Origin of the sequence: Anabaenopsis arnoldii (assembly GCF_028331025.1) — a bacterium.
In the GTDB taxonomy this organism is placed as follows: domain Bacteria; phylum Cyanobacteriota; class Cyanobacteriia; order Cyanobacteriales; family Nostocaceae; genus Anabaenopsis; species Anabaenopsis arnoldii.
The window spans coordinates 1-26,868 of the sequence record NZ_JAQMUH010000153.1; the positions used below are offsets into that span (position 1 = coordinate 1).

Here is a 26,868-nt window from a genome sequence, read left to right on the forward strand (position 1 = left end):
AGGGAACAGGGAACAGGGAACAGAGATTAAGAAGGAATATTCAGGCATTTTCTTCAATAACCAACATTATTTCCCTTATACGGTAAGCCTTTTCGGATTTTATCAAAACAATTTAGCATATTAGGTACTGAAGAACCAAAAATTTTTAATTGTCTGTGAGGGTGAAGAAACTGAACCAAACTACTTTAAATCTTTTCGTGTTCGGAAAGATGTAATTGATGTGCGAGGATTGGGCTATAATCCAAGTAAAATAGTAGAAAAAGCGCAAGAATTGAATACTGAAAATAAAGGAGAATATGACCAAGTTTGGTGTGTATTTGACCGAGATGATTCGCCAAAACAAGATTTTAACAATGCAATAGCAAATGCTGAAAGAGTAGGATTTAAAGTTGCTTATTCTAATGAAGCTTTTGAATTATGGTATGTTTTACATTTTGAATTTCTTGATACCGGAATTACCAGAGAAGATTATATTAAGAAATTAAAAACGCACCTGAATCAACAATATAATAAAAACAGTAATAAAATTTATGAACAAATAGAACATTTACAAAATACTGCCATTAAAAATGCTGAAAATCTTCTCAAACAATATAATCCACCCAACCCAGAAAGTGATAATCCTTCTACAACAGTACATCTTCTAGTTAAAGAATTAAACCAATTCATCCCATAAAGCGTCAGCATTTAACGCTAAACTTAAACCTGGAAGTTTGCCTAATATATTCAAATATTTAACCCCATATTATGACTGTTAACCTGATGATATTTTAGATCAGGTGGGCATTGCCCACCACAAACTTTTACAGCTTAAACTTCTGAGTAATACGCTTCATAGCTTCCTCCACATTTTCCCGACTATTAAAAGCCGAAATGCGGAAATAACCCTCACCCGCAGCACCAAAACCAGAACCAGGGGTACCCACCACATTTACAGTCTGTAGCAGCTTATCAAAAAAGTCCCAACTAGATAAATCATTGGGGGTCTTCACCCAAACATAAGGAGCATTGATCCCACCATATACAGCCAAACCTGCGCCAGAAAGTTGCTCACGAATAATTTTGGCATTTTCTAGGTAAAAACTTACCAATGCCTGAATCTGTGCTTGTCCTGCTTGAGAGTATACAGCTTCAGCACCCCGTTGGATGATGTAGGAAACCCCATTAAACTTAGTGGATTGGCGACGGTTCCACAACTTCCACAATTCCACATCCGAACCATCAGCAGCTTTAGCGGTTAGAGTCTTGGGTACAACAGTTAACGCGCAACGGGTTCCTGTAAAACCTGCATTCTTAGAGAAAGAACGAAACTCAATAGCACATTCCCTTGCGCCTTCAATTTCATATATTGAGTGAGGAATGGTCGGATCAGTGATATAAGCTTCGTAAGCAGCATCAAAGAAAATAATTGAGTTATGGGCCCTCGCATAGTCTACCCATGCTTGGAGATGTTCCTTGGTCGCAGTTGCTCCAGTAGGATTATTGGGGAAACACAGATAAATTAAATCGACTTTCTGGGAGGGAATCTCAGCTGTGAAGTTATTTTCAGCCGAAATCGGCAGATACACTAAACCCGCAAATTCCCCTTGATCGTTAGCATCCCCGGTATTACCAGCCATAACATTAGTGTCCACATAGACGGGGTATACAGGGTCTGTAACTGCAATAATGTTATTTTTGCCAAAAATGTCGAGAATGTTGCCTGTATCGCACTTAGAACCATCAGAGATAAAGATTTCTGAGGCATCTATATCAGCCCCTCTGGCTTGAAAATCTTGAGCGGCAATCTTTTCTCGCAGCCAAGCATAACCTTGTTCTGGGCCATAGCCTTTAAAAGTAGCGCGATCGCCCATTTCTGCCACAGCTGCGATCATAGCCGTGCGACAGGCTTCTGGTAGAGGTTCAGTAACATCACCAATACCCAAGCGGATAATTTTCGCATCAGGATTTGCTTGAGCAAAGGTATTCACCCGCCGAGCAATTTCGGGAAACAAGTAACCAGCTTTCAGCTTCAGATAGTTGTCGTTAATTGTTGCCATAGTAAAGTTTAAACAATTAGCCTAGATAAAATAGCTTATCTGTTTTTTTGTAAAGCTGCGCCAAAATCTCTCTAGGTCTCATCTGGTTGTTTTACCCAAACAGGTATAGACCAAAAGAAGTGCTACTCAAGCAAATACTCTCTTGAAGCTCTCAATAATTAGTTCTGATGACAGATTTAATGCCCAGGGTTGAATTGTTAACCTATGTCTGTAAGTAATAATAGTTACTAAATTAATAATCATGAACATTCTTGCTTGGATTGCTTTAGGTCTAATTGCTGGAGCTATTGCTAAAGCGATTTACCCGGGACATCAAGGTGGCGGCATTTTAGGAACAATCTTACTGGGTATTATCGGTGCTTTTATTGGTGGTAGCCTTGGTATATTCTTTGCCACAGGTAGATTTGCTCTAGCGGCTCCTACTCTTAGTGCTGCAGGCATTATCTTAGCAATAATTGGCTCAATTATTGCTATTTTATTGTGGAACTTGTTAACTTCTCGCCGTGCTGCATAAGTAATTGAGGTACATATGGACGTAGATAATTTTCTGCGACGTTACGCTGCAGGAGAACGAGATTTTACACAGGTAGATTTAAGCAGGGCTAATCTAGGTGGATTAATCTTAAATCAAGTTGATCTTAGCGGTGCCAATCTCAGTAAAGCCAATCTCCATAAAGCACATCTAGAAGCCGCAAATCTGAGTAATGCCGATTTAAGTACAACCTATCTGACATCTGCAAATTTAGAAGGCGCTAACTTGGAAGGAGCCAACCTGCACAAAGCCGATTTAGATCGTGCTAATTTAAGAGCAGCAAATTTGACCAACGCCAACCTGGAAGGAGCGAATTTTCGTAATGCTATCCTTCCGGATGGCACTATCTCCGACTAAATATTAAATATTACTCAATTTTGATTCCTGCTCAAAAATTGTGAATTTTTGAGCGGTAATTGTGGAAACTAAACCTTGGCAATGGTTACAGTTTGGGCTTGATTTTGATACTTACCAAAGCGTTCCGCGTAGGTTGTTTGACATGGTTCACCTTCCAAAAATAGGAGCTGCAACACGCCCTCATTAGCGTAGATGCGACAGTCAGCACTAGAAGCATTGCTAAATTCCAGAGTTAAGAAACCTTCCCATGAGGCTTCAGCGGGAGTTATGTTAGCAATAATCCCGCAACGCGCCATAGTTGATTTTCCGATACAAATAACTGTGATGTTCGGAGGAATCCGCAATCTTTCCAGGGATACACCCAAGGCGTAAGAGTTGGCGGGAATAATAAAAAATGATCCATCTTCATCGGTTTGTAGTGGAATCGATTCTAGGTTCTCAGGGTTAAACCGCTTAGGATTAACAATAGTACCTGGAATGTGTCTAAAAATACGAAAATCTGTGGGAGCCAATCTTAAATCATAGCCATAGCTAGACAAGCCATAACTAATGACTCGCCTATCTTCAACCTGGCGCACTAGAGAATTTTCAAATGGAGAAATCATTCCTAGTTTGGCTTGTTCGATAATCCATTTATCATTTTTTAGCACGTTTGACCTCTGTGTAAATAAATCTACAAACATCAACAATCATTTCGCTTACCTCTTGGATGCGTGGATAAGCCTGGGGTATCAGGTTAAGGTCGATGACTACGACGGATTTCGGTAATTTGGTCTGCTACATCTAACAGGGATTTTGGCATCTCTGTTCCTGTAAGGATAATATCAACATGAGCCGGGCGTTGTGCGAGAAATTGTAAAACCTCGGTTTCGGGAATTAAGCCAAAATTAATTGCTAAACTTAATTCATCTAAAACCACAAGAGAATATTTACCCGCACTTACTATTTTTTGCGTATATTGCCACAACTTTTGTAAAGCTTCCCCTTCCGCAAGGTCTAGATGGGGTGTGTCGATACAGCGGGGGACATCACAGCGAATCCAATCTAAATTTTGCCCTAATTGAATGGGGCGCTCTTGACCTTGACGAATACCACCTTTGAGAAATTGTACTACTAATACTGGTGTACCTTGACCTGCGATTCTCAGGGCTTGGGCTATGACACTAGTAAAAAAAATACGTTTTTTACTAGTAAAAACTTGCACTAATCCTGCCACTGGATAGGGTAAGCTCAGGGTTGAACTGGCGCTGGGAGTTTCTAATTGGGCAATCATAAATCAGTTAAAAAAATAGCAAAGAATTAGAAAATTTTACACACATTAGTAAAATCTACTGGGATAATTATAGTAATTACTAGAAAAAAAAGGACTGGGATGAGTTCGATTTCTTCTGTGTTTATACAAAGTTAAAACTCCTATCAACGCACTAAAATATAAAAGATTTTGACCATGAAAGATTGTATCTGCTAATCTGATACCTTGCGGGGCGTAGCCATAGGCAGTATAGTCTGTATAAAATTTCTGAGGTAATTCTCATGGTTTGGCAACGCCCCGATGGTCGACAACCCTATCAAGTCCGTCCTATCAGTTTTCATGGGGGTTTTACCCGCTTTGCTCCCGGTTCAGTCCTCACAAAATTTGGAGACACTCAGGTACTGTGTACGGTCAGTGTGAGTGAAGGTGTGCCTAAGTTTTTAGCGGGAACTGGCAAAGGTTGGTTGACATCAGAGTATAGAATGTTGCCTTCTGCCACACAAGAACGGCAAGCTCGGGAATTGTTGAAATTGTCTGGACGAACTCAGGAAATTCAACGTTTAATTGGACGTAGCCTACGAGGAGCAATTGATTTTGAGGCCTTGGGAGAAAGAACCCTGACTGTGGATGCTGATGTCTTACAAGCCGATGCTGGAACTAGAACAGCAGCGATTACAGGGGGGTTTGTGGCTTTAGCTCATGCAGTTTCTCAATTGTTGCAGCAAGGTGTATTAGAGCGATCGCCTTTATCTGGACAAGTAGCAGCAATATCCGTGGGTTTATTGCAAGGCGAGCCTTATTTAGATTTAAACTATATTGAGGATGTGGCAGCAACAGTAGATTTTAATGTGGTTATGAACCAAGATCTGGGTATAATTGAGATTCAGGGCACAGCAGAAGAAGGCAGTTATAGTCGGACTCAGTTAAATCACCTACTAGATTTTGCGGAAAAAGGCATTCAGCAACTGTTAATATTTCAGAAAGAGGCAATCTCAGACTGGGATCAACTGTTACCAGTCAACTAGAGATGTAATTAACCGCCTGCGTATAAGGTGATCAGCCTTTGTCCCTGTACAGCTTAAGTAGCCCATCCCATGGCAAATGGGAAATTCCGTGGGAATTCCTTAAAAGTTTCAAAAGTTAAAAAGGGCAATGGTCATAAATTAGTTATGGTATTGCACAGAAGTGGGCGATATGATGATTAAACTATGAATAACAAGGTTGAAGTTCTTCCGGGTATTTCCGACTTAGTGGCGCGATCGCTAGACTTGATTCTATCCAAGTTGTCAACCGCCATTAAGGAACGCGGACAATTTACCATCGCCCTAGCTGGTGGTAGTACACCGAAGCCATTGTACGAAGCGATAGCTAGTCAAAAACTCCCTTGGGATAAAATTCATGTCTTTTGGGGAGACGAACGTTATGTACCCCCAGATCATCCTGATAGCAATGAACTGATGGCGCGGCGTGCGTGGTTAGATCATGTTGATATCCCTGCCACTAATATTCACGCTATACCCACTTTAGACGGAGATCCAGCCCTATCAGCCACCAAACATGAACAGCATCTGCGAGAATTTTTCCATTCTCCCGCCAACGAGTTTCCCGCTTTAGATGTGATATTACTAGGAATGGGTGATGATGCACATACCGCTTCTTTGTTTCCCCAGACTGCGGCTTTAAAAGTCCATGACCGCTTGATTACAGTGGGTAACAAAGACGGAAACCCCCGCATAACCTTCACATACCCATTTATTAACGCTGCTCGCAGTGTGATTTTTATGGTTGCTGGTGCTAATAAACGACCAGCTCTAGCTCAAGTCTTCGCCCCTGTGGCTGATGATTTTACTTATCCATCCCGCTTGATTAAACCCCAAGGCGAACTGTGGTGGTTGCTGGATGCAGCAGCAGGTATGGCTCTACCACGCTAGCTATGAGAACTCCCAGATTGACTTTCCCATCAGGAGTAATGATTACCATCACAAGCTAGAGTTTTTTCCTGAGCGAATCTCTAATCGCCGGGAGATTCAGGCTTGTTCCTGGCCGCTTTTCTGTGTGACACTGTTCCAGAATTTTGGTGTCTACAGTGTTTTGTATGTTTACGAAGAGTATCTTACGATGATCTTGAACAAGGACCTAAATCGATGATCGTCTGTCCTAATTGCAATCACCCCAATCCAGACGGCGCTGTCCAGTGTGAAGCCTGTTATACGCCGTTACCAACCATTGGTCACTGTCCCAACTGTGGCGCAACTGTCCAGGCTGATGCTGCTTTCTGCGGTCAATGCGGTTATAACCTGCATTCTAATGGAGCAGCTACCCCCGCATCTGTGGCAATTCCCAACATCCCAGTAGAAGTACCGCAGTTAGTACAGCCTGATCCCCCTTTAGAAGTTTCACAACCTGATGCTTTGGGAACTAACCCAGACCCCAACACCAATCAGCCGGTTATTTCACCCCTACCACCAACGATAATTTCAACAGCTGTACCCGAACCCGCACCCGTGGTACCCGAACCCGCACCCGTGGTACCCGCACCCGCACCCGTGGTACCCGCACCCGCACCCGTGGTACCCGCACCCGCACCCGTGGTAACCGCACCCGCACCCGTGGTAACCGCACCCGCACCCGCACCCGTGCCATACCCTTCTATGACGCAACTACAGCAGGTAACTGCACGGTTATTCCACGTCCAGAGCGATCGCGAAATTGAATTACCACAAGGTCTATCTGTGATTCATATCGGCAAACCCAATGACCGGATTCCCCCAGATATTGATGTTTCGGGATTTTCCAATTCGGAAATTGTCTCGCGGATACATGCAGATATTCGCGTTGAGGGAGATTTTCACTACATAGAAGATGTGGGAAGTTCTAATGGGACTTACATTAATAACTCGCCCCTATTACCCGGTAACCGACACCGCCTCAGACCAGGCGATCGCATCAGTCTGGGTAAGGGAGATTTAGTCACGTTTCTATTTCAACTTGCCTAACTGATTTTTGCCATCCGAGAACTGTTCTCGGATGAGCAAATTATCCACATCAAACCAGGGACGGATGTTTACCAAAATTTACCTATGAAGGAACCAGGAAAAGATTTTTTACCAAAGCTGACACGCGTTGCTCCGCCCGTAGTAGAACCTATGGGACTAACTTGGCTAATTTCAGCAGCGATAGTGACTATCCTGTTATGGCAAGTTCCGGCAGGTGATTATATTTTATACCCTTTTAGTATCCTGGCAACTTGGTTCCACGAAATGGGTCACGGATTGATGGCTATGCTGTTGGGAGGACGGTTTCATCAATTACAAATTTTTAGTAATGGTTCCGGCGTTGCTAGTTATAGCATCTCCCAAGCTCTATGGCCAATTGGACCGGCTTTAGTCGCCGCCGCCGGTCCCATGGGTCCACCTATTGCCGGTGCTGGTTTGATTCTGGCTTCCCGTAATTTTACCACTGCTTCCCTGAGCTTAAAGATACTGAGTAGCGTTCTGTTACTTTCCACATTACTTTGGGTGGGTTCTGGGTTTGGATTGCTGGCGGTTCCCATATTGGGTTTAATTATTCTGGGAATATCCCTGAAAGCTCCCCAGTGGGTACAGGGATTTGCTATTCAATTTCTGGGCGTACAAGCTTGTGTCAGTACGTACCACCAACTGAATTATTTATTTAGCTACAGTGCCGGATCATTAGGAATTTCTGATACGGGACAAATGCAAAGGTATCTGCTTTTACCTTACTGGTTTTGGGGCGGGTTGATGGCGATCGCCTCTCTGGTGATTCTATTCCAAAGCCTGCGCATTGCCTATCGTGGGCAGTAATGGGTTAAAATCAATTCAGTCTCTGTATTTATTATAGCAAATGTGCCCGACATCACTAAGAATGCGGTTCACTGCATAAATCCTGAATGTAAACGTCCTTATCCTCAACCTTGGGGCAATAACTTTTGTAACAGGTGTGGCACACTGCTACGGATGTTAGACCGTTATGTGCCTCTGCAACCCTTGGTCGCGGGAGGATTCGCCCAAATTTACACAGTTTGGGATCAGAAGACCCAGACGGAAAAAGTACTCAAAGTTTTGGTAGAAAATTCACCAAAAGCACTGGAATTGTTTAGACAAGAGGCCGAGGTTTTAATTAAGTTGCGGCATCCGGGTATTCCCAGGGTAGAATCTGATGGTTATTTTCAAGTCAATGTACCCAATTCTAAACCGCGTCAACTAGCTTGTCTGGTGATGGAAAAAATTAACGGGTTGACTTTGGAACAGGTACTACAACAAAATTCTCCTCAAGGATGTCCAGAGGATTTGGTGTTAACTTGGCTTTCTCAGGCTATAAATATTTTACAGGAACTGCACAAACTCCAGATTATTCATCGCGACATCAAACCTTCTAATTTGATGTTACGAACTTCCTCCCCCACTGTTACCCTGACTCCGGGGGGAAGCAAGGAAGAACTGGTATTGATTGATTTCGGCGGGGTCAAACAATTTAACACCGCTAAGGTACGTCGAGAGTCCAGTTCAACTAAGTTATATTCTTCTGGTTACAGTCCCCCAGAACAGGTGACCGGTAGTAATATTAGTCCTGGGGCTGATTTTTATGCCCTTGGTCAAACGATGATTGAATTACTTACGGGTAAGCATCCGCTGGAATTACGAGATCCTCAAACTGGTGTGCTGCGGTGGCGAGATCAGATAAAAGTTAATCCGCAACTGGCAGATTTACTAGATGAAATGGTACTAGAAGATGTGCGATCGCGTCCAGGAAATGCAGGAATTATTCAGAAAAGATTAAATAAGATTATCCACCAATCTTCCGGGACTAGCTTATTTTCCCACATCCAGGAATCTGTGGAGCAAGGAGCAGCAAAACTTGCCGCTAAGTTTATACTTTTAATACAGGCCATTAAGAATCTATTCAATCATCTCACCAATGCCATAGGTAAAACAATTGTTTTGATAGCGCAAGCAATTCTCAAGGTTTTACAAGCTTGTGGGGCGACAATTTGGGCTATGCTACTAACTAGCCTTGGTACTTGCCTAGGTACGATTATTGGTTTCTTTGTAGCTGGTCGTACGGTATTAGGCGAGGAAGTTTCAGAATATATTTTGCGTCAGCTACCGGAATTAGTAACTAATACTCAAGCTATGGTAGCCACAGAAATGATAGTGTTTGTTGGCGCCGGTTGGGGAACCGCATGGGGACTAACCATCTCGGGATGTTTTGGTCAACGAAAACGGTTTTTAGTAGCATCGCTCATGGGTATGATCAGCTATGGGTTTAGTTGGTTAGTTTGGCAATTCATCACACCCAAAGATAGCGGTGAAGGACTATTGACAGTAATTTTAGTTGCGGTTTTTCTATTGACCTTGAGTATAGACTTTCGCAGCCATCACATAGTTCATGCTGTGGTGGCTACATTGGGTACTGCAATTGTCTTTGCACTGTTAATTATTTTTGGTTTCCCAACTACTGTTTTTGAATTTTCTGGTCAGTCCATCTTTTTAACATCATACCTGCCCATTGTTTTTTTGAGTTTGGTAGGTCTGTTAATGAGCTTTTGGTTAGGGGTGAGTTATTACCTGATTGTCCCCGGTTTGCGCTGGTTGGGGTGGCGTTAACGGGGTGGGGTAGAGATGGGATTTTGCCCACGCCTAAAACAAGATACCCCTAGCCGAAACGAAAAGAAAGCCAGGGGTATCACATATGTGGTACTCTATAAGGATTTCAGTATAGTGCCTTAGATTGACATACTCACCGATCTTGAATATCAGTGATTCTTGACAGTTCACAGTAACTCGCTGCCGAAGCAGTCTTATAGTCACTCCCTGTCCATTTAAAGTCGTGCCGATGCCCCAAGCCGACTATTGCATTTTAGCTTTTTGTTGTTTTTTAGGCAAGTTTTTTTCCAAGAATCAAAAAAGCCGTCGTAGAACAACGGGGTTTTAAACCCATTTTTTCGATAATAAGATAAATAGATGAATGTTTTAAAGCCTAAATCCAATTTTGTATAGTCCTTGAAGTAAATTTCTGAGATTTTTATAGTTTCTTGATCAATAGGTTACATTTGTGTTCTAGTGAAAATTAGTATATTTAATGACAGTTTAGTCCTCATGTTAGACAACCCTATCCTCAGATTGTAGCTGTAGAGGAAAAGCATTTTGTTCGGGAACACTTCTCTATGATGGAAACAAAGCCTGTCACATAAAATAGAGTAATGCTAACCCGTATTAAAGACTTAGTCGCAACATTAGCGCCCCGCTTAATTGAAATTCGTCGCCATATCCACTCTCACCCAGAAGTCAGCGGTCAGGAATACCAAACATCTGCCTTTGTGGCTGGTGTGTTGTCTTCTAGTGGTCTCCATGTAGAGGAGGGAATTGGTAAAACTGGGGTGATGGGAGAACTACAAAATACTGGAATAGATGAGCGTTTATTGGCAATTCGTACTGATATGGATGCTTTGCCAATTCAAGAACGGACAAATTTAGATTATGCTTCCCGTGTACAAGGTGTGATGCACGCTTGCGGTCATGATGTTCATACCACAGTGGGTTTAGGAACAGCAATGGTGCTCTCCGAAATAGCCGAGGAATTGGGCGCTAAAGTGCGGTTTTTATTTCAGCCCGCTGAGGAAATTGCTCAAGGCGCAACCTGGATGGTCAAGGACGGCGCAATGTCCCAGGTGACGGCTATATTAGGTGTTCATGTTTTCCCCTCTATCCCCGCAGGATCTATTGGTGTACGTTACGGTGCGTTGACGGCTGCGGCTGATGATTTAGAAATTATCATTATGGGAGAATCAGGCCATGGGGCGCGTCCCCATGAAGCCATTGATGCAATTTGGATTGCTTCACAGGTGATTACTGCGTTACAACAAGCTATTAGCCGCACACAGAATCCTCTACGTCCTGTGGTTTTGAGTATAGGGAAAATTACGGGGGGGAGAGCGCCAAATGTGATTGCTGACCAAGTACAGTTGTTGGGAACAGTGCGATCGCTACATCCGGAAACCCGGAGTCAACTCCCCAACTGGATTGAAAATATTGTGGCGAATGTCTGCCATTCTTTTGGGGCGCGTTATCAAGTTAATTATCGTCAAGGTGTCCCTAGTGTGCAGAATGATTATGCCATTACCCAATTGTTGCAATCTTCAGCTGAGGAAGCCTGGAGTAGCGATCGCGTCCAAGTTTTACCTGAGCCTTCTCTAGGTGCTGAAGACTTCTCTGTCTATTTAGAACACGCTCCCGGTTCGATGTTTCGCTTAGGTGTAGGCTACAAAGATAGAATTATTAATCACCCACTACACCATCCAGAATTTGAAGTCGATGAATCAGCGATTATCACCGGGGTTGTAACGATGGCTTATGCTGCTTATAAGTATTGCCAAAAAAGATAAAACTGCAACAAAAACAGCCTGTACCCGGACATACCCCAACATAGTAAAACCCACGCAAGTGGGTTTCAAATCCTTTTAATCACCTTCATCAATGAATGAGGGCGACTTAGCTAAACATTCGCTCCGGTTGTACTACCCCCCAATCTTGCTTGAATTTTGCTTTTAGCGGCTTTAAATTGTGTCGCCAGTTGCTCAGTTTGTTCAGTACTCAAGTTATTACGAATAGCAGCAAACATTGTGGTTTCTTCTTGACGAATATGATCGCCGACAATATCCATCAAATTTCTGACTCTATCTTTAAATTCCGCATCTGAGGGATTAATAGCGCGGATTTCTTCTAACAGCCGTTTTATGTGAGCATGTTCATCATAAAGTTCTTGGGTGTCGGAGTCACCATAGAAAGAACGTACTCTGGGGTAAACAACTTCCTGTTCAGCTTCGGTATGAGTCGTCAGGTCTTTGTAAGCTTGACCAAAATACTCCTGAATCTTTTGGGGATCGTTGCTTTGTAGTAATTCTGTAAACAGGATATTCACCTTATTGTGATCCATGCGGATAACATCCTGGATATTCATATCTTTTTTGTCACTGGTTTGGGTAACCGCGCTACCTACCGCACCACTAAAGGCTGCGATCGCATCTTGAACTCGTCCCCAAATCCCTTGATCTGCATTTTGTCCAGTCAGTTCACGCACACCTAAAACCTCTAAAAAACCTTTGAGTTGTTCTTGGTGAGCGCGGTTTTCAAAGTTAACCGTATTCAAAGGGCTAATGGCGGCCATGACATCAGCACCAACCTTTTGAGCCGCCTTGTGAATCAGTACACCACACATTACCTGTTGATGTTTTAATAATTCATGTTGAAATATTTTTTCATAAAAACTCAATTGAGATCCCTGCATTAATTCCCGGACTTGATTACACATTTCTTGAACCATTGGTTCTGGTTCTTTTCGGATGCCATACTGAATAATTGTAGTTTCCAGAACCCCTTGATTTTTCTGGTCATCTTCTAGCATCTTCCGGAGACGTTCAGATATTTCCACATCTGTTGATTGCGTCAAAAACAGTTGCTCATTTTCTATAAGCAACTGTTGAATTAGTTGCATACTTGCCAATTTTATGCCGATAGCATTTCGTTTGGTATCATCTAATGTCGTTACCATCTCCAGTTCTCCTCTGAAATTATTTCGTATTATTACTCTGTCTAAGAGTGACATATAATTTATGTAAGTTACATCTTTCTTTTGAATGATCGCCTTCACAACTCAAGATATAAAAATCAGATATAGTCATCCTATTTGACTTGAGAAATTATGATTGAGGAAAGGGAACAGGGAACAGGGAACAGGGAACAGAAATTGTTCATGAATCATTTAGGATTGCTATATATATACAAAAAGATTAGAATTATACTTGGGGAAATATAACTGTATAGCTGTAAATACCCCACAGGGAAGATAAAAATTTTTGGCAATTTTTATAAATTGACTCAAGGATACTGAAATAGATTTTCTCCAATAATACTAGAGCATCCTAATGGATAGGTATATTCAGACATTTAACCAAGCCAGAGAATTAATTTTGATGTTGGGGATGAAGTTATTTTCATAACTTCTCACTCAATAAACATCAAATCCGAGAAATTAACCTTACATATAGCGGCTCATATTCAACAAATTTCTTTTAGCTAAAAATAGGATAATAAATCATGGAAAGTACAGGAACAGAATCCAATTCCACACCATTTCCAAATATCCCACCAATTATTGAAAGCGACAACAGAGAGTATCAAGATAGCGGTGTACCTAGCACAGTGGCGATCGCTGGACATCCTTTACACCCCCTAACAATGATTTTTCCCATAGCCTTTTTAGCTGGCGGACTGGGGAGTGACTTCGCCTATTGGTTAACTAAGGATTTTTTCTGGGCCAGAGCTTCACTATGGTTAATTGGACTCGGACTTATAGGAGGACTCATCGCCGCCATCACAGGGATGAGTGACTTTTTGAAAATTGAACGTGTTCGCAAGCGCACCGCCGGCTGGATGCACTTATTTCTTAATGTCACTATTTTAGCGTTAACATCCATCAACTTAATTTTACGTCTGGGCGATGCTGAAGCCCGAATATTACCTTGGGGATTCTTCCTGTCCCTAGTTGTGGGTACGCTCACAAGTATCACTGGTTGGTTTGGGGCTGAACTTTCCTATCGGCACAAAATTGGTGTAGTAGGTGCTGGTAGCAGAAGATATCCCTAGTTCTTTGTGATGGAGGGTTAATAACTAATCCTCCTCACACTTCTGGGTCTAAATACAGAGAGATTCTGAATTCAATCACTCCTCAAGGTTTGTCAGCTCTCATCTTGGCTATTTTGCTCGCCATCAGGAAACAGGACTTGTAACTATATATTATAAATAGGATATATAACTAACAATAATGGGATATGCAAAGAAGAGTTAAAGTTAAACCTAATTGTAAAGAACAAAAAATTGAAGAACAAAGTGACGGGAGTTTGACTGTCAAATTAAAGTCACCCCCAGTAGATGGTAAAGCAAATGAGGAATTAATTAAACTCTTAGCGGAAAAGTTTAAGGTATCAAAATCTCGGATTAGTATTAAATCTGGTTTATCCTCTCGGCAAAAGCTGATTGAAATTGATACAGATAATTAATTGCTTTATTGTTATATCTAGTACAATCTACCAGTGAGTTTTCTATTCAATATTGATATCTTGTGTAATGGGAATATATCTAGATTGAGATTTTACTCGTTTGATCCACGCTTTGATACCGGGGAAATTTGTCAAATCAAAACCTCCTTCATGTGCCACATGAGTATAAGCAAACAAGGCAATGTCGGCAATTGTATAACGATCGCTCACAAAAAACTCATGAGTCATCAAATGATTTTCCATAACCTTTAGTGCTGCATACCCAGCGTCACGTTGTTGTTCTATAGCTGTGCGATATTCCTCAGGTTTACCTAAAATAGAGAGCCAAAATCTTGATTTAGCGATAAAAGGTTGATGACTAGATTGTTCAAAAAATAACCATTGCAATACTTGTGCTCTGAAAAAGCGATCATATGGTAAAAATTCTGTACCTTCACTCAAATACATTAATATAGCATTTGATTCTGCCAAATACTTACCAGTATCAATTTCTAAAACTGGTATTTTCCCGTTAGGATTCTTACTTAAAAATTCCGGTGTGCGAGACTCTCCTTTCAAAATGTCAATGGTTACTGTCTCAAATGGCATACCCATTTGTGTTAATAAAAGTCGCACTTTGTAGCTATTACCAGATGGTAAGAAATCATACAGTTTGAGAATTTTCATGTGAATAAGAATATAACAATCAATATCAAAATAAGTGATGCACTAAAATACAATATATTACGAAACAAAGTTGGAAAAACAGGATATATATTGTGAATATGCAGCATATTCACATCTGATTAAATTATATAAAAAAACCACAAATAACAGAAATGATAGTATTATTTAATGCTGGTGTTTAAAATTGCGATTTTATTCAGTGGAGTAAGATAAAACTATCTAGGGAATATTTACTTTAAATCAGTCATCAGCGGCTTTAATTTCGTGATTTCGGTTAGATAAAATTCGAGATTTAGTTGCTCAATATAACATTGCAGTTACGCAAAAAGTGGCAACTGTACTAAATAATCCTGAAACTCACAAGCGTGAATTGCAGCAGTTAAATGGGGGCTGAATATCTGCTTGGGCGAAAATTCACCAAATGGGTGTGAAGCTTATCAATGCTAGGGTAGAAAAAGTTAAGGAAAAACCAGGGTAAGCTCAGTATTCAAGCACCGAGCCTTGGCTGGTTTCTGGGAAGTATGGCAACCTCCACAGGAGAACTGCCAAGGCGAGTAAATTAAATCTTGTACAATTTTAACAACGGCAGGTAATGAATTAGTCCAACCAATTCATCATCGTATGCCGGTTATTTTGGCTCCACAAGATGACGATTTGTGCTTAAATCCCCAAATGGCAACACCGCCAAACACTACAGCAGCTATTGTGTCCATATCAAGTTCAAGTAATGACTGGCTACCCAGTTAATAGCTTGGTGAACAATTCTCGACATAATTATGCTGAGTGTATCATTCCTGTGAGTGAAGATCACCCACTTCCTGAGAATAGCTGTTCACAGTCCTTGAGCCGGACTTAGCGAAGGCGAAGTCTGTGGGTGCTTCACGCCAATTGCTGTATAACCATAGAGGCAAATATGCCAAGAACACAGAAAAACGATAATTTCATTGACAAATCCTTTACAGTGATGGCGGATATCATCCTGAAAATCCTCCCCACCAACAAGAAAGCTAAAGAAGCATTTGTGTATTACCGAGATGGGATGTCAGCCCAGGCTGAAGGAGAATATGCTGAAGCCTTAGAGTACTATGAAGAAGCGCTGACACTAGAGGAAGACAGTAATGATCGCGCGTATATTCATTACAATATGGGGCTAATCTATGCCAGTAATGGTGACCACGATACAGCTTTAAAAATGTATCACCAAGCGATTGAATTAAATCCACGTTTACCCCAGGCCTTGAATAACATTGCGGTGATTTACCATTATCAAGGTGAAAAGGCCAAAGAAGCTGGGGATAATGACGCTGGCGAAGCATTTTTTGATCAAGCCGCAGATTATTGGATTAGAGCCATCCGCATGGCTCCTAATAATTACATTGAAGCCCAGAACTGGCTGAAAACTACCGGACGTATGCAAATTGACGTATTCTTTTAATATTCTCTAGGTTGGGTTAAAGCTTTGCCAAACCCAATACCAAGAAACTCACCCCCACCTCCACAAGGGAGGCGGGGCGGGTTTGTCTCTCCCATTGAGCATAAGAAAAAAAATTAACCATTGAGAAACCATGATTGATCGGGAACAAGTTCATAAAGTAGCTCTTCTAGCTCGGTTAGAATTAACAGCACAAGAGGAGGAGAAATTTACCACCCAACTGGGAAGTATTCTGGAATACGTGGAACAGTTGAATGAAGTAGATGTGAGTGATGTGTTGCCGACCACAAGGGCGATTGATGTTAGTAATGTGACTCGAAAAGATGAGTTACAACCATATCCTGAGCGAGAAGCCATTCTTAATAGTGCGCCGGAACAAGAAGGGGAATTTTTTAAAGTCCCAAAAATTTTGAATAGCAACGAGTAGGGATAATTGCCTTTTTTTGGCGCTCCGTTTGTGGTGAAAACCATCCCAAGTTTTAATAGCCATGGTTTTGTATATTTCTTGGGCTTGTCCTGACTCGGATTGTACCAAAATGCCTTGCAATTGATTTTAATGCCCCTCATAAGGGCAATGAAGTAGTTAAAAGAACATTAAATTAAAGATAAACACAGATAATTTATCTGTGTTTATAGACAGGAGGAAATTATCCCCTGTTTAACTCGCAAACTAACACAGCACTTTTGTAAGTGTGGCTGTGAAGTTGGGGTAAGAAATGGCTGCTGCTTCGGCTCGGTGAATGGTGGTGATCCCAGTAGAAACCAGAGATGCGATCGCCAGACTCATGGCAATGCGATGATCTGTATGACTATCCACATCAGTACCGACTAAGGGCGTACCGCCAGTAATTTCCATACCGTCGGGTAATTCATTAACTTTTGCGCCCATTTTATTGAGTTGCTGCGCCATCACAGTAATGCGATCGCTTTCTTTGACTCGTAATTCCGCAGCATCTCGAATAATGGTTGTGCCGGTGGCAAATACTGCTGCTACTGCTAGGATAGGGATTTCATCAATCATTCTGGGAATAATATCCCCCGCAATGGTGCAGCTTTTTAAACCACTCGAACGCACTCTTAAATCTGCGACCGGTTCCCCAGCGACTTCCCGCTGGTTTTCCAGTTGAATATTGGCTCCCATGAGTGCTAAAGCCTCTAATATCCCGGTGCGAGTGGGATTAACACCGACGTTTTCTATCAGTAATTCAGAATCAGGTACAATTGCCCCAGCTACTAACCAAAAGGCTGCGGAACTGATATCCCCGGGGACAATAACTTTTTGTCCGTGTAATTGGGCCGGTCCCTTCAAAGTGACGCTATTGGTGTCTGGGTCAATAGTCAGTTCAGCACCAAAAGCCCGTAACATCCGCTCGCTGTGGTCACGAGAAAGAGCGGGTTCTGTGATGGTGGTTTGTCCTGGGGTTAATAAACCTGCAAGTAATAGGCAAGATTTAACTTGGGCCGAGGCGATGGGAGAATGATAATGAATCGGTTTGAGGGCTTGACCTTGAATTGCTAAGGGTGCTAAAGAATTACCCTTACGCCCCCAAATTTCCGCCCCCATTTGTTGTAAGGGTTGAACCACACGGGACATCGGGCGCGATCGCAAAGAACTATCACCTGTAACCGTAAAAAACCGCCCTGGATGAGATGCTAAAAGCCCTAACATCAGTCTGAGTGTAGTACCAGAGTTGCCAGCATTCAACACATCCATTGGTTCTTGGAGTTGTCCCAAACCAATCCCCTGAACCCGGACTAATTCGGTGTTCAGTTCAGAAATTTGCGCCCCCATAGCTTGAAAACAGCTAGCAGTGCTACGGGGGTCTTCGCCTAAAAGCAGCCCTTCAATCTGGGTTTCACCATGGGCGATGGCTCCTAACATTAAAGCACGGTGTGATATGGACTTATCACCCGGGACACGAATACAACCGTGTAAAGACAGACCAGTAGAGGGAGGGTGGATAATTAACTTGTGAGACTGGTCTGTTTGAGTTTCTAAAGTTATGACAGCAGCGGACATGAGGTTACCTAAAATCAACTTTTATTACTTGTTTGTGTTTGCATGTCGTGAATACGCAACCACTTTGTTGTCAGGGGTTTTCAGCCAGTCAAAGATAGGATGAATATTAGTAGTCTGTTGACATCAACTTTATATGTCCCCATCTTTAACTGAAAAAATTCTCTCTCAAGTACCAGGTGATGTTCTGGGAGCTTTACGTCAAGGCGATCGCCTGCTAGAATCTTTGAGAGAAAATACAGCACCAGTCCCCACAGTAGTTAAACACAGTCAGCAACCATTAGAAGCTGTAGACTGGGATGTAATTGTCTGTGGTGGGACTTTAGGGATTTTAATTGGTTGCGCCTTAGCAGTAAAGGGACTGCGGGTAGCGTTAATAGAAAGGGGAATTTTACGGGGGAGAGTACAAGAGTGGAATATTTCCCGCCCCGAATTGCAAGTATTTCTAGAATTAAACCTACTGAGTACCGCAGAATTAGAACAGGCGATCGCTACTAAATATAACCCAGCACGGGTAAGTTTTGCCGGTGGTACCGAAATCTGGGTAGAAGATGTCTTAAATATCGGCGTAGATCCAGTTTACCTACTAGATACATTAAAAAACCGATTTATCGCTGCTGGAGGTAAGTTATTAGAAAATACACCCTTCACTCAAGCTATAGTTCATCCAGAGGGAGTCATAGTCAATAACCAATATAAAACTAGATTATTAATCGATGCTATGGGAAACTTTTCTCCCATTACCAGACAAGCACGCCAAGGTAAAAAACCAGATGCTTTGTGCTTAGTAGTAGGAACTTGCGCCCAAGGTTTCCCAGTAAATACCACTGGCGACTTATTATTTTCCTTCACATCCTTAGAAAATCAATGTCAATACTTTTGGGAAGCTTTCCCAGCCAAAGACGGTAGAACCACTTACTTATTTACCTACATGGATGCAGAACCACAGCGCTTGAGTTTAGCCGAATTATTCGAGGAATATCTGCGACTACTACCAGAATATCAGGGTGTGGAATTAAACCAATTGCAATTTCAACGAGCGCTGTTTGGCTTCTTTCCCAGCTATCGGGAAAGTCCGATTAAAACCCCTTGGAACCGCCTGTTAACCGTGGGAGACAGCAGTGGTAGTCAATCTCCCCTAAGTTTTGGCGGCTTTGGGGCGATGATACGTCACCTCAAGCGGTTAACATTTGGGATTCATGAAGCACTGCAAACTAATCAATTATCCGCCCAAAACTTAGCACTGCTGCAACCCTATCAACCAAATCTCACAGTAACTTGGTTGTTTCAAAAAGCCATGAGTGTGGGTGTAAATCAGAAAATCCCCCCAGAGCAAATTAACGAACTACTCCGGTCTGTGTTTCAGGAAATGCAACAACTAGGGACACCAGTTTTGAAACCATTTTTGCAAGATGTGGTGCAATTTTCAGGACTGACAAAAACACTGTTAAGAACTGGTTTATTGCATCCGCTATTAGTGGCTAAAATTATTCCACAAGTTGGTATACTCAGCTTAGTGGACTGGATAGTACATTACACTAATTTAGGGGTTTACACTGCTTTATTTCAGTTAACCCCCATATTACAAACATGGATTAACAATCAACCCGCAGAACAGAAATATTATTGGCATCGTTTAGTTGATGCTTGGAAATATGGTTCTGGTAGTGACTACTTTGATGTTTAACGGCAATTATCATAAATATCCGCCCAAGTATTGAGTCTACTGGTGTGTTTGTGCTAAATCCAAGACTTCTTGGGTAGTTAAACTCCGTTTGTGCTCCATAGACGCTTGTCGCACCGCCTCTAAAACAGATTTCGTTGCTTCTGGGTTTAGAGAAATACCATGCTGCTGCAACAAGTTTAATAATAAATGCCTGCCAGAATGTTTACCCAGAAGTAAACGCCTCTCCCCACCTACCTCTTCGGGAGCAAAGGGTTCGTAAGTATGAGGGTTTTGCAGTACACCATGACCATGAATACCTGATTCATGAGCAAAACTATTTTCCCCCACTATTGCTTTCCAGGGATGTACATTGTGGCCTGATGCTGATGCTACCAGTCGGGATATTTCCCATAAGTGAGCAGTATCAATGCCTAAATTACTATTATGGATGTGTTTGAGAGCCATAACAACTTCTTCTAAAGCAGCATTTCCTGCTCTTTCACCTAAACCATTAACTGTGGTATTTGCTGATAAAGCACCCGCCTTGATCCCGGCTAGAGTGTTGGCTGTGGCTAAACCAAAATCATTGTGGGTATGCATTTCTACAGGTATAGACAATGCGTTTACTAATTTTTTAACTTGCGTGTAAGTATTGAAAGGATCCAGGACTCCCACTGTATCACAAAAACGAAACCTTGATGCGCCACATTCTTGAGCATCAAGTGCTACATCTAAGAGGAATTTTTCTTCCGCTCTAGAGCCATCTTCCCCACCTACGGAAACAAACAGTCCATGATCAAGGGCAAAGTTGATACTGTCTCGCAGTTTTTGTAAAACTAACTGCCATTTACCCTGAAATTTAGCATTTATTTGAATTGCTGATACAGGGATGGATATATGCACTCGCTGCAAACCACAATCTATGCTAGCTTGAATGTCGGAAATTACGGCGCGGTTCCAACCCAGGAGTTGAGCTTGTAAACCTAAGTTGACAATTTTGTTTATGGCTTGTTGTTCTGTTTCACCCATGGCGGGGGTCCCAACTTCTAGCTCATGAACTCCAATCGCATCCAGTAATTGGGCGATCGCTATTTTTTCTTGTAAGTCAAACACCACACCAGCGGCTTGCTCTCCATCCCGGAGAGTAGTATCGTTAATTACAATTCTACTCATTTCTTTAGTGTCTGTGACATCATACCTTAATATACAGAATTTTCACCAAAAAAGTAAGTAAAATTACAATTATTATCCGGAATTTTTAAGTAAATCAAAATACAATTTTACATTTCTATTCAATCAAAGCCCCACCACAACTTGAACCACAGCCAGCAGTACAGCCATAACAATAGTTAGCTGTTTGAATTTCAGTAATTAAGTCTAAAGTTCCAGACTCTAGCAATTTACTGACTGTTAATGATTCACCATTACCAGTTTTAGCTGGTAGGTTCATCATTTGATTAAAATCACAATCATAGACATTACCGAGGTAGTCAACCGACAGTTCATTACCACACATTAAGTGCTCAACTGTACTGTGATTAAAATGGGACTCTAAAAACTGTAAGTAGCTAGTATGCAGACTTTTTCTTTCTAAATATATTTTAGTTCTGCCAACCGGTAGATTAGTGATGGTAAATAAGTTGTTAAACACAATATCAAAATGCTCTTGCAAGAACCTTTTGTAATCTCCTTCTAGTTTAGTTTGCTCAGGGGCTAAAGAGAACTTTTCGCTAGTAGGTAAAGGTGGATTATATACTAAGTCCAAAATTAAATCATATTTCTTGCCATAACCGAGTTGATTCAGCCATTGTAAGGCTGTAATTGAAGCATCAAAAACACCATGACCGCGCATTTTATCAACATTATCGGCCATGTAGCAAGGCAAAGAAGCAACAACTCTTACTTGGTGTTTGGCAAAATATTCTGGTAAATCACCAAAACCATCTTCAAAATAAATTGTTAAATTAGACCTGACAATCACCTGCTTACCTGTAGATTTTGCCGCTTCTACCAAGGGCTTAAATCCATAATTCATTTCTGGAGCGCCACCAGTTAAATCTACAATCTCAATCTCCGGGAACTGGTGGATTAAAGTAATTAACTGTTGGCAAATTTCGGGAGAAAGTTCTTCTACACGTTTCGGACTGGCTTCGACATGACAGTGATTACAAGCAAGATTACACCGCCTACCTAAATTAATTTGGAGAACAGAAATACTTTTTTTTGTCAGAGGAGAAGTAAGTTTATCTTTAAATGATGTTATGACTGGTGTGAATATATTTGTTTGAATATTTGACATGATTTTATATTCCCAAATTAGTTAACATTATTATGGTTTATCGAAGGTTTATCTAATTTATATTACTTTTTACTATCATTGTAATAATCTATAAATAATTCCACTAATCATCATGGCAATGGGTAAAGTTAAAACCCACGATAATAAAATATGATAAAAGACGCGGAAATTAGATTGGTTGTCAATCAGTCCTACACCAAAAATAGAACTAACTGAAACTTGAGTAGTGGAAATAGGCAGACCAAAATAACTAGAGGCTATTACTAAAATCCCAGTTACCATATTTGCAGATAGTCCCTGGTTATGATTGATGTCGGCAATTTTCTCGCCCATAGTTTCGGCAATTTTTTGGGAGTTGAGTAAACCACCGAGTCCCATGGCCATTGCTATGGTTAACATTCCTCCTTGAACCGAAAAATAATCAATAATTAAAATGAGGGAAACAATCTTAGGAGTGTCATTTAAACCTCTGGTAAAACTGATAATACCTGCACTGATCAAGTGGCAAATATTAACTATTTTTTCGTCGGGTTGCAGGTTAACTTTAGAACCGATGTATTGGAAGAATCGATGACTTCCTGCTGCTAAACAAATAGCAATAATAGGACTGAGAAAGAGGGGTAAAATAAATAAGCTGCCCAAAACTGCAAAGTTAACCTTGAGTCCAATAGCCACTAACCCTGCCCCCAGTATAGCACCTGTGATAGTGTGAGTTGTGGAAATGGGAAATCCTGTGATGGCAGCAAATAGCAAGGTTAAACCGGTGGTGATGGCTACAGCTAAATGGATTTCTGGTGCATTAGCGATCGCATCTGGAAATATACCTTGAGCAGTAAACCTTGGTACTAATGTACTTGCCCAGAAAACCGCAGCTACAGCACCAGCAAAAGTTGTAAAACTTGCCCACAAAATTGCTGTTTGGTAACTCATTGTGCGGCTACCAAACAGTGTTGCTACACCTTTAAAGTTGTCGTTGGCTCCATGGGAATAAGCTAAAAAAAGCGTAGCCAAAAATAAACTAATTATTAACATTTTTGGGGCGTTCAGAGTTAACAGCAACCACCACCGCTATAGTACCAGGTAGAATCGGTGATTAAAATTTCTGCTGGCTTGAAGGCGGCCAGTTTAGCCGCAGTTTTATCACAGACGGCTGCGGGAATACCACGCTGTAGCAGATGTCCATCCCCATCATTAAAACAAGATTCTATACCGGCATAAATTGCCGTTTTCCCGGTAAATATACAAGGGCCATCTTCGGGAATATCAACTTTAAAAGCAACAGAATCAAGACTTTCTAACAGGAGATGTGTTTCTAAGTTGTAAGTGTGGGAATCTAGCAGACGGTAAGGGCGGCGGGCGCGAATTTCAATTTGACCAAAACCGGCATTAACGATACTTTGAGTATATTCCTCATAAGTGAGCGCCCCGGATAAACACATAGCACGTAGTCTCTCATCCTGTTGTAAATGAGCAGGAATTGCACGGGTAGCAATGGGGTCGCTCATCTGCAAGCGTCCACCTGATTTTAAAACTCGATATGCGGCTTTTAAAGCACGGCTTAAGTCTTCTGGCTCAAAAATGTTAAAAAGGCAATTTTGCGCCACAATATCGACCCTAGCATCACCTACGGGCAGATTAAAAGCGTCGCCTTCCCGAATTTCTACAAAGCTGGGATCAAACCAAGGGTTTTCTCTAGCGGCAATTTCTAGATTACGTGCGGCGGCTTCTCGCATAGCTGCAACTGGTTCAATGGCAATTACAGCACCTGGATAACGAGAAAAATAAGCGAATTGCAGTGCTTCCAACCCACCACCCACACCGACATACATCACCGTGGGTTGGTTGGAAAGTTCATTATGGTGAACGGTGGTACCACAACCATAGTTCATTTGCTGCATTTCCCGGGGAATTTTCAGCCCTGGGAGTTGCACGGGTGTAGTTTGGACACAACACAGTCCCACTTCTGGTGTTTGTGCAACTTGACTGTAAAACTGTGCTGCTGTTTCTAGATAGGTCATTATAGTTTTGGTCTGATATGTTGTGTCTAGATGCGGCCTTGTGCATCCTAATATAGCTAATCATGATTTAAATCAAACAAGTGCAGATTTATCGATTCTTATCTGTAATTAGTTATTTCTTCAAGTACTATGACTCAAATTCGGATAATTAGTGATGTTTTCTCCACTCGTTGCATCTACCCCTGAACTTGAGTAACACTTGAGAGGGGTTACTCCCTTTGAGTTTTAACCAGATACAAGGGTGATTGATGTATGACTTCTAACTTTTTGAGCAACAAAAAGCGCCTGTTTGATCAATGGGCTCCCAGCTATGATTGGCTTTTTCCTTCGGTAATTTACCAAGCTATCCACAAGCGGTTATTGGAGTATGTGGATTTACCCCGGGGGGCTAATATACTTGATATGGGTTGTGGAACTGGAAAACTTCTTGACCGCTTACTAAATGAATTCCCTGATGTCCGTGGTACTGGTTTAGATTTGTCTCCAGAAATGTTGCGGATAGCCAGACAGAGCGATCGCCACCGTCCACGTTTAATTTATATTCAAGGTCAAGCGGAATCTTTACCATTTGGTGAAGGTGAGTTTGATGCTGTATTTAGCACTATCAGCTTCTTACACTATTTGGAACCTGAGCAGGTACTAAGGGAAGTAGCGCGGGTGCTTTCTCCGGGAGGGCGGTTCTATTTAGTGGACATTACCACCAAAAAACAGACAGTGCCCCAAGTGTTACCAATGTCTGATGGGAGGATGAGATTTTATAGCCCTCAACAACGTGAAGTTTTTGGCTCATCGGCGGGATTATTGTGTGTGACTCACCAGTATTTATTAGGTCCTGTTTTGCTGACAATTTTTGCTAAACCATCTGAGATTTAATCAGAAATATTACTTAACTGGTGGTAGCATTTCTAAAACTAGAATTTGTAAATCAGGAAACGCCAAGGGGGAAATAGTCGCATCTTCTGGCAAAATCGCTGCGCTTTCATACCCTAACTGAGTGGGTTCCCGAAAAACGTGTAATTGACGGCTAGTTACATCTAGCACCCAATAATCTGTAATTCCGGCTTGGGAGTAGGCTTTTGCTTTAGTGTCACAGTCTATTTTCAGACTACTATCTGCTACCTCAATAATCAGATAAACTTCTGGTGGTGTAGGATGATGGTCTGCATAGTCTAAAGGATCTACTTTGACGACAGCAATATCTGGTTCTGGTTCAGACATTTCATTTAACTTAATGGGGTCTTGAATGGATACCCAAGCCAGATTTGCTAATCTGTTCTTTAGCAAGTAATCTGTTCTTCCCACTGCTGACCTATGAGCTGTTCCTTTAGCAATCATCCATATAATCTTTCCTTCTAGAAGTTCCACTCGCTCGTCTACAGCAAAAATCCCAGCCGCAGCCATCCGGTGGTATTCTTCAACTGTCCACAGGCGAAGCGGTAAGGTTGTTTCTGTGTTTTGCATGATTTGTATAGCAAATGTGAAAATCGCCGGTATTCACATTTTAACATTTAATATTGACTTTTTTCTATTTCTGTGATAATGAGGTGACAAACATCAATAATCACTCAATGTGCCAAAATTTGAATTTCATCTAGTTGATTAATTACCACATCCGCACCCCGGACATGATCTGATTGACCCACCCAGGTAATACCAATGCAACCTGCGGCTTGAGCATTACGCCCCATTTGCATATCACCGACCGCATCCCCTACCATCAAGCTATGACCAGGTTCTACCCCCAAAGCCTGACAAGCCTGTAAAAACAAGATGGGATCTGGTTTACTCGGTCCGTCATCTACTCCTTTTTGCACCTGGATGTAATCATGCAATTGGTATCTGGTGACAAAATCACTGACTTCGGCTGTGGTGGAGGCGGAAATTATCCCCAGTTTGATTCCTGCGGCTGATAAGGATTTTAATAGCTCTAAACTACCTGGAAATAGTGGCGCTGGAGTGGTACTGAGATATTTTTCCGCTTCCTCTAAGGATTTGCGAGCGATTGTTAAAGACTCAAACCATCCTCTCCCAGTTTCGGCAATATATGCAGCTGCGGCGATTTCTGTTTCCCTGCGACTAGCTACCGAGATTAAACCGGCCCGGTCTAGGGTGTCGCTGTTGATACCAAAAGCCATTAATAAGGGCTCGCCAATACCGGGTATTTGCGCGTCTATGATCCGCACTGCTTTTTGTCCGAGCGATCGCAAATAGGCTTCTGAGTCTTCCAATGTACCATTTTTATCAAAAAAAACTGCCTCGATCTGATCAAAACTGATATTTCTACATTTAATATTTACCAAGCCATTTCACCTCATATAAACAGTTTTTAGTAGAGAATATAGTAAAAAACTCCGATAATTACTCCCATAATTATGGGAGTAATTATGAGAGTTTTGCACTTTTGGTCATCTGAGATAACAGGTTTTAACCGATACTTTTTTGCTCACTAAGGCTAACAAATACATAACTTAAGATTGTTTCTCAACCAGGGGGTATCAAGCAATGCACTCCA

28 protein-coding genes are annotated in these 26,868 nt (G+C 41.7%); 16 read left to right on the forward strand and 12 right to left on the reverse strand.

Going from position 1 to position 26,868, the window contains the following annotated elements:
* Positions 1 to 148: 148 nt before the first annotated feature.
* Complete coding sequence (locus PN457_RS13685) at positions 149 to 676, forward strand: RloB family protein (protein ID WP_271733952.1); 528 nt, start codon at positions 149 to 151, stop codon at positions 674 to 676.
* Positions 677 to 803: 127 nt separating this feature from the next.
* Here the strand turns inward: PN457_RS13685 and PN457_RS13690 are convergent, their stop codons facing one another.
* Positions 804 to 2,039 (reverse strand): LL-diaminopimelate aminotransferase, encoded by a 1,236-nt coding sequence (locus PN457_RS13690; RefSeq protein ID WP_271733920.1) that lies wholly within the window; start codon positions 2,037 to 2,039, stop codon positions 804 to 806.
* A gap of 241 nt (positions 2,040 to 2,280) precedes the next feature.
* On the opposite strand from PN457_RS13690, the gene PN457_RS13695 reads away from it, so the two are divergent.
* The gene (locus PN457_RS13695; RefSeq protein ID WP_271733921.1) at positions 2,281 to 2,553 is read left to right on the forward strand and encodes a GlsB/YeaQ/YmgE family stress response membrane protein; all 273 of its coding nucleotides are present in this window, start codon (positions 2,281 to 2,283) and stop codon (positions 2,551 to 2,553) included.
* Between the two features lie 15 nt (positions 2,554 to 2,568).
* Entirely contained in the window at positions 2,569 to 2,928 is a 360-nt protein-coding gene (locus PN457_RS13700) for a pentapeptide repeat-containing protein (RefSeq protein ID WP_271733922.1), read from the forward strand.
* A 68-nt stretch (positions 2,929 to 2,996) separates the two neighbouring features.
* Here the strand turns inward: PN457_RS13700 and dcd are convergent, their stop codons facing one another.
* Both dcd and PN457_RS13710 read right to left on the reverse strand, forming a co-directional pair.
* A complete protein-coding gene (gene dcd / locus PN457_RS13705) occupies positions 2,997 to 3,578 on the reverse strand; it encodes a dCTP deaminase (RefSeq protein ID WP_271733923.1) in 582 nt (193 codons plus the stop codon).
* Positions 3,579 to 3,664: 86 nt separating this feature from the next.
* Entirely contained in the window at positions 3,665 to 4,201 is a 537-nt protein-coding gene (locus tag PN457_RS13710) for a P-loop NTPase family protein (RefSeq protein WP_271733924.1), read from the reverse strand.
* A 260-nt stretch (positions 4,202 to 4,461) separates the two neighbouring features.
* On the opposite strand from PN457_RS13710, the gene rph reads away from it, so the two are divergent.
* The 6 genes from rph to PN457_RS13740 all read left to right on the forward strand — a co-directional run bounded on the left by rph (position 4,462) and on the right by PN457_RS13740 (position 11,585).
* Positions 4,462 to 5,205, forward strand: coding sequence for a ribonuclease PH (gene rph / locus PN457_RS13715; RefSeq protein ID WP_271733925.1), 744 nt, complete (start codon positions 4,462 to 4,464; stop codon positions 5,203 to 5,205).
* Positions 5,206 to 5,388: 183 nt separating this feature from the next.
* A complete protein-coding gene (gene pgl, locus PN457_RS13720) occupies positions 5,389 to 6,111 on the forward strand; it encodes a 6-phosphogluconolactonase (protein ID WP_271733926.1) in 723 nt (240 codons plus the stop codon).
* Between the two features lie 213 nt (positions 6,112 to 6,324).
* Entirely contained in the window at positions 6,325 to 7,176 is an 852-nt protein-coding gene (locus PN457_RS13725) for an FHA domain-containing protein (protein WP_271733927.1), read from the forward strand.
* An 84-nt stretch (positions 7,177 to 7,260) separates the two neighbouring features.
* Entirely contained in the window at positions 7,261 to 8,004 is a 744-nt protein-coding gene (locus PN457_RS13730; protein ID WP_271733928.1) for a M50 family metallopeptidase, read from the forward strand.
* Positions 8,005 to 8,046: 42 nt separating this feature from the next.
* Positions 8,047 to 9,807, forward strand: coding sequence for a serine/threonine protein kinase (locus PN457_RS13735; RefSeq protein ID WP_271733929.1), 1,761 nt, complete (start codon positions 8,047 to 8,049; stop codon positions 9,805 to 9,807).
* A 596-nt stretch (positions 9,808 to 10,403) separates the two neighbouring features.
* On the forward strand, positions 10,404 to 11,585 hold the full coding sequence (locus PN457_RS13740) for a M20 family metallopeptidase (RefSeq protein ID WP_271733930.1): 1,182 nt from the start codon (positions 10,404 to 10,406) through the stop codon (positions 11,583 to 11,585).
* A gap of 110 nt (positions 11,586 to 11,695) precedes the next feature.
* Here PN457_RS13740 and PN457_RS13745 read toward each other — a convergent pair whose 3' ends face one another.
* Positions 11,696 to 12,751 carry a hemerythrin domain-containing protein gene (locus PN457_RS13745; protein ID WP_271733931.1) on the reverse strand — a complete coding sequence of 352 codons (1,056 nt, stop codon included), beginning with the start codon at positions 12,749 to 12,751 and terminating at the stop codon, positions 11,696 to 11,698.
* Between the two features lie 545 nt (positions 12,752 to 13,296).
* Between PN457_RS13745 and PN457_RS13750 the strand changes: the two genes are divergently transcribed.
* Both PN457_RS13750 and PN457_RS13755 read left to right on the forward strand, forming a co-directional pair.
* Positions 13,297 to 13,845, forward strand: a complete 549-nt coding sequence (locus PN457_RS13750) for a DUF2231 domain-containing protein (protein ID WP_271733932.1) — start codon at positions 13,297 to 13,299, stop codon at positions 13,843 to 13,845.
* 185 nt (positions 13,846 to 14,030) lie between these two features.
* Positions 14,031 to 14,258: a DUF167 domain-containing protein gene (locus tag PN457_RS13755; RefSeq protein WP_271733933.1), complete on the forward strand. Its 228-nt coding sequence runs from the start codon at positions 14,031 to 14,033 to the stop codon at positions 14,256 to 14,258.
* A 42-nt stretch (positions 14,259 to 14,300) separates the two neighbouring features.
* Here the strand turns inward: PN457_RS13755 and PN457_RS13760 are convergent, their stop codons facing one another.
* Entirely contained in the window at positions 14,301 to 14,924 is a 624-nt protein-coding gene (locus PN457_RS13760; RefSeq protein WP_271733934.1) for a glutathione S-transferase family protein, read from the reverse strand.
* Positions 14,925 to 15,545: 621 nt separating this feature from the next.
* On the opposite strand from PN457_RS13760, the gene PN457_RS18420 reads away from it, so the two are divergent.
* The 3 genes from PN457_RS18420 (at position 15,546) to gatC (ending at position 16,783) form a co-directional block, all read left to right on the forward strand.
* Positions 15,546 to 15,671: a hypothetical protein gene (locus PN457_RS18420; protein ID WP_417006608.1), complete on the forward strand. Its 126-nt coding sequence runs from the start codon at positions 15,546 to 15,548 to the stop codon at positions 15,669 to 15,671.
* Positions 15,672 to 15,837: 166 nt separating this feature from the next.
* On the forward strand, positions 15,838 to 16,359 hold the full coding sequence (locus PN457_RS13770; protein ID WP_271733935.1) for a photosystem I assembly protein Ycf3: 522 nt from the start codon (positions 15,838 to 15,840) through the stop codon (positions 16,357 to 16,359).
* Between the two features lie 130 nt (positions 16,360 to 16,489).
* The gene (gatC, locus tag PN457_RS13775) at positions 16,490 to 16,783 is read left to right on the forward strand and encodes an Asp-tRNA(Asn)/Glu-tRNA(Gln) amidotransferase subunit GatC (protein WP_271733936.1); all 294 of its coding nucleotides are present in this window, start codon (positions 16,490 to 16,492) and stop codon (positions 16,781 to 16,783) included.
* 243 nt (positions 16,784 to 17,026) lie between these two features.
* Here gatC and aroA read toward each other — a convergent pair whose 3' ends face one another.
* Positions 17,027 to 18,376 (reverse strand): 3-phosphoshikimate 1-carboxyvinyltransferase, encoded by a 1,350-nt coding sequence (gene aroA, locus PN457_RS13780; RefSeq protein ID WP_271733937.1) that lies wholly within the window; start codon positions 18,374 to 18,376, stop codon positions 17,027 to 17,029.
* Positions 18,377 to 18,509: 133 nt separating this feature from the next.
* Here aroA and PN457_RS13785 point away from each other — a divergent pair, with 133 nt between their 5' ends.
* Complete coding sequence (locus PN457_RS13785; RefSeq protein WP_271733938.1) at positions 18,510 to 20,060, forward strand: FAD-dependent oxidoreductase; 1,551 nt, start codon at positions 18,510 to 18,512, stop codon at positions 20,058 to 20,060.
* Positions 20,061 to 20,096: 36 nt separating this feature from the next.
* On the opposite strand, the gene nifV is transcribed toward PN457_RS13785, so the two are convergent.
* From nifV to arsM, 4 genes are all read right to left on the reverse strand, one after another.
* On the reverse strand, positions 20,097 to 21,212 hold the full coding sequence (nifV, locus tag PN457_RS13790) for a homocitrate synthase (protein WP_271733939.1): 1,116 nt from the start codon (positions 21,210 to 21,212) through the stop codon (positions 20,097 to 20,099).
* A gap of 115 nt (positions 21,213 to 21,327) precedes the next feature.
* A complete protein-coding gene (gene arsS / locus PN457_RS13795; RefSeq protein ID WP_271733940.1) occupies positions 21,328 to 22,338 on the reverse strand; it encodes an arsenosugar biosynthesis radical SAM (seleno)protein ArsS in 1,011 nt (336 codons plus the stop codon).
* Positions 22,339 to 22,413: 75 nt separating this feature from the next.
* Positions 22,414 to 23,370 (reverse strand): inorganic phosphate transporter, encoded by a 957-nt coding sequence (locus PN457_RS13800; protein WP_280801439.1) that lies wholly within the window; start codon positions 23,368 to 23,370, stop codon positions 22,414 to 22,416.
* A gap of 17 nt (positions 23,371 to 23,387) precedes the next feature.
* Positions 23,388 to 24,356 carry an arsenosugar biosynthesis arsenite methyltransferase ArsM gene (gene arsM / locus PN457_RS13805; protein ID WP_271733942.1) on the reverse strand — a complete coding sequence of 323 codons (969 nt, stop codon included), beginning with the start codon at positions 24,354 to 24,356 and terminating at the stop codon, positions 23,388 to 23,390.
* A gap of 252 nt (positions 24,357 to 24,608) precedes the next feature.
* Between arsM and PN457_RS13810 the strand changes: the two genes are divergently transcribed.
* A complete protein-coding gene (locus PN457_RS13810) occupies positions 24,609 to 25,229 on the forward strand; it encodes a class I SAM-dependent methyltransferase (protein WP_271733943.1) in 621 nt (206 codons plus the stop codon).
* 9 nt (positions 25,230 to 25,238) lie between these two features.
* Here PN457_RS13810 and PN457_RS13815 read toward each other — a convergent pair whose 3' ends face one another.
* Positions 25,239 to 25,817: a Uma2 family endonuclease gene (locus tag PN457_RS13815; protein ID WP_271733944.1), complete on the reverse strand. Its 579-nt coding sequence runs from the start codon at positions 25,815 to 25,817 to the stop codon at positions 25,239 to 25,241.
* 104 nt (positions 25,818 to 25,921) lie between these two features.
* On the reverse strand, positions 25,922 to 26,656 hold the full coding sequence (locus PN457_RS13820) for an HAD family hydrolase (protein ID WP_271733945.1): 735 nt from the start codon (positions 26,654 to 26,656) through the stop codon (positions 25,922 to 25,924).
* Between the last annotated feature and the right edge of the window lie 212 nt (positions 26,657 to 26,868).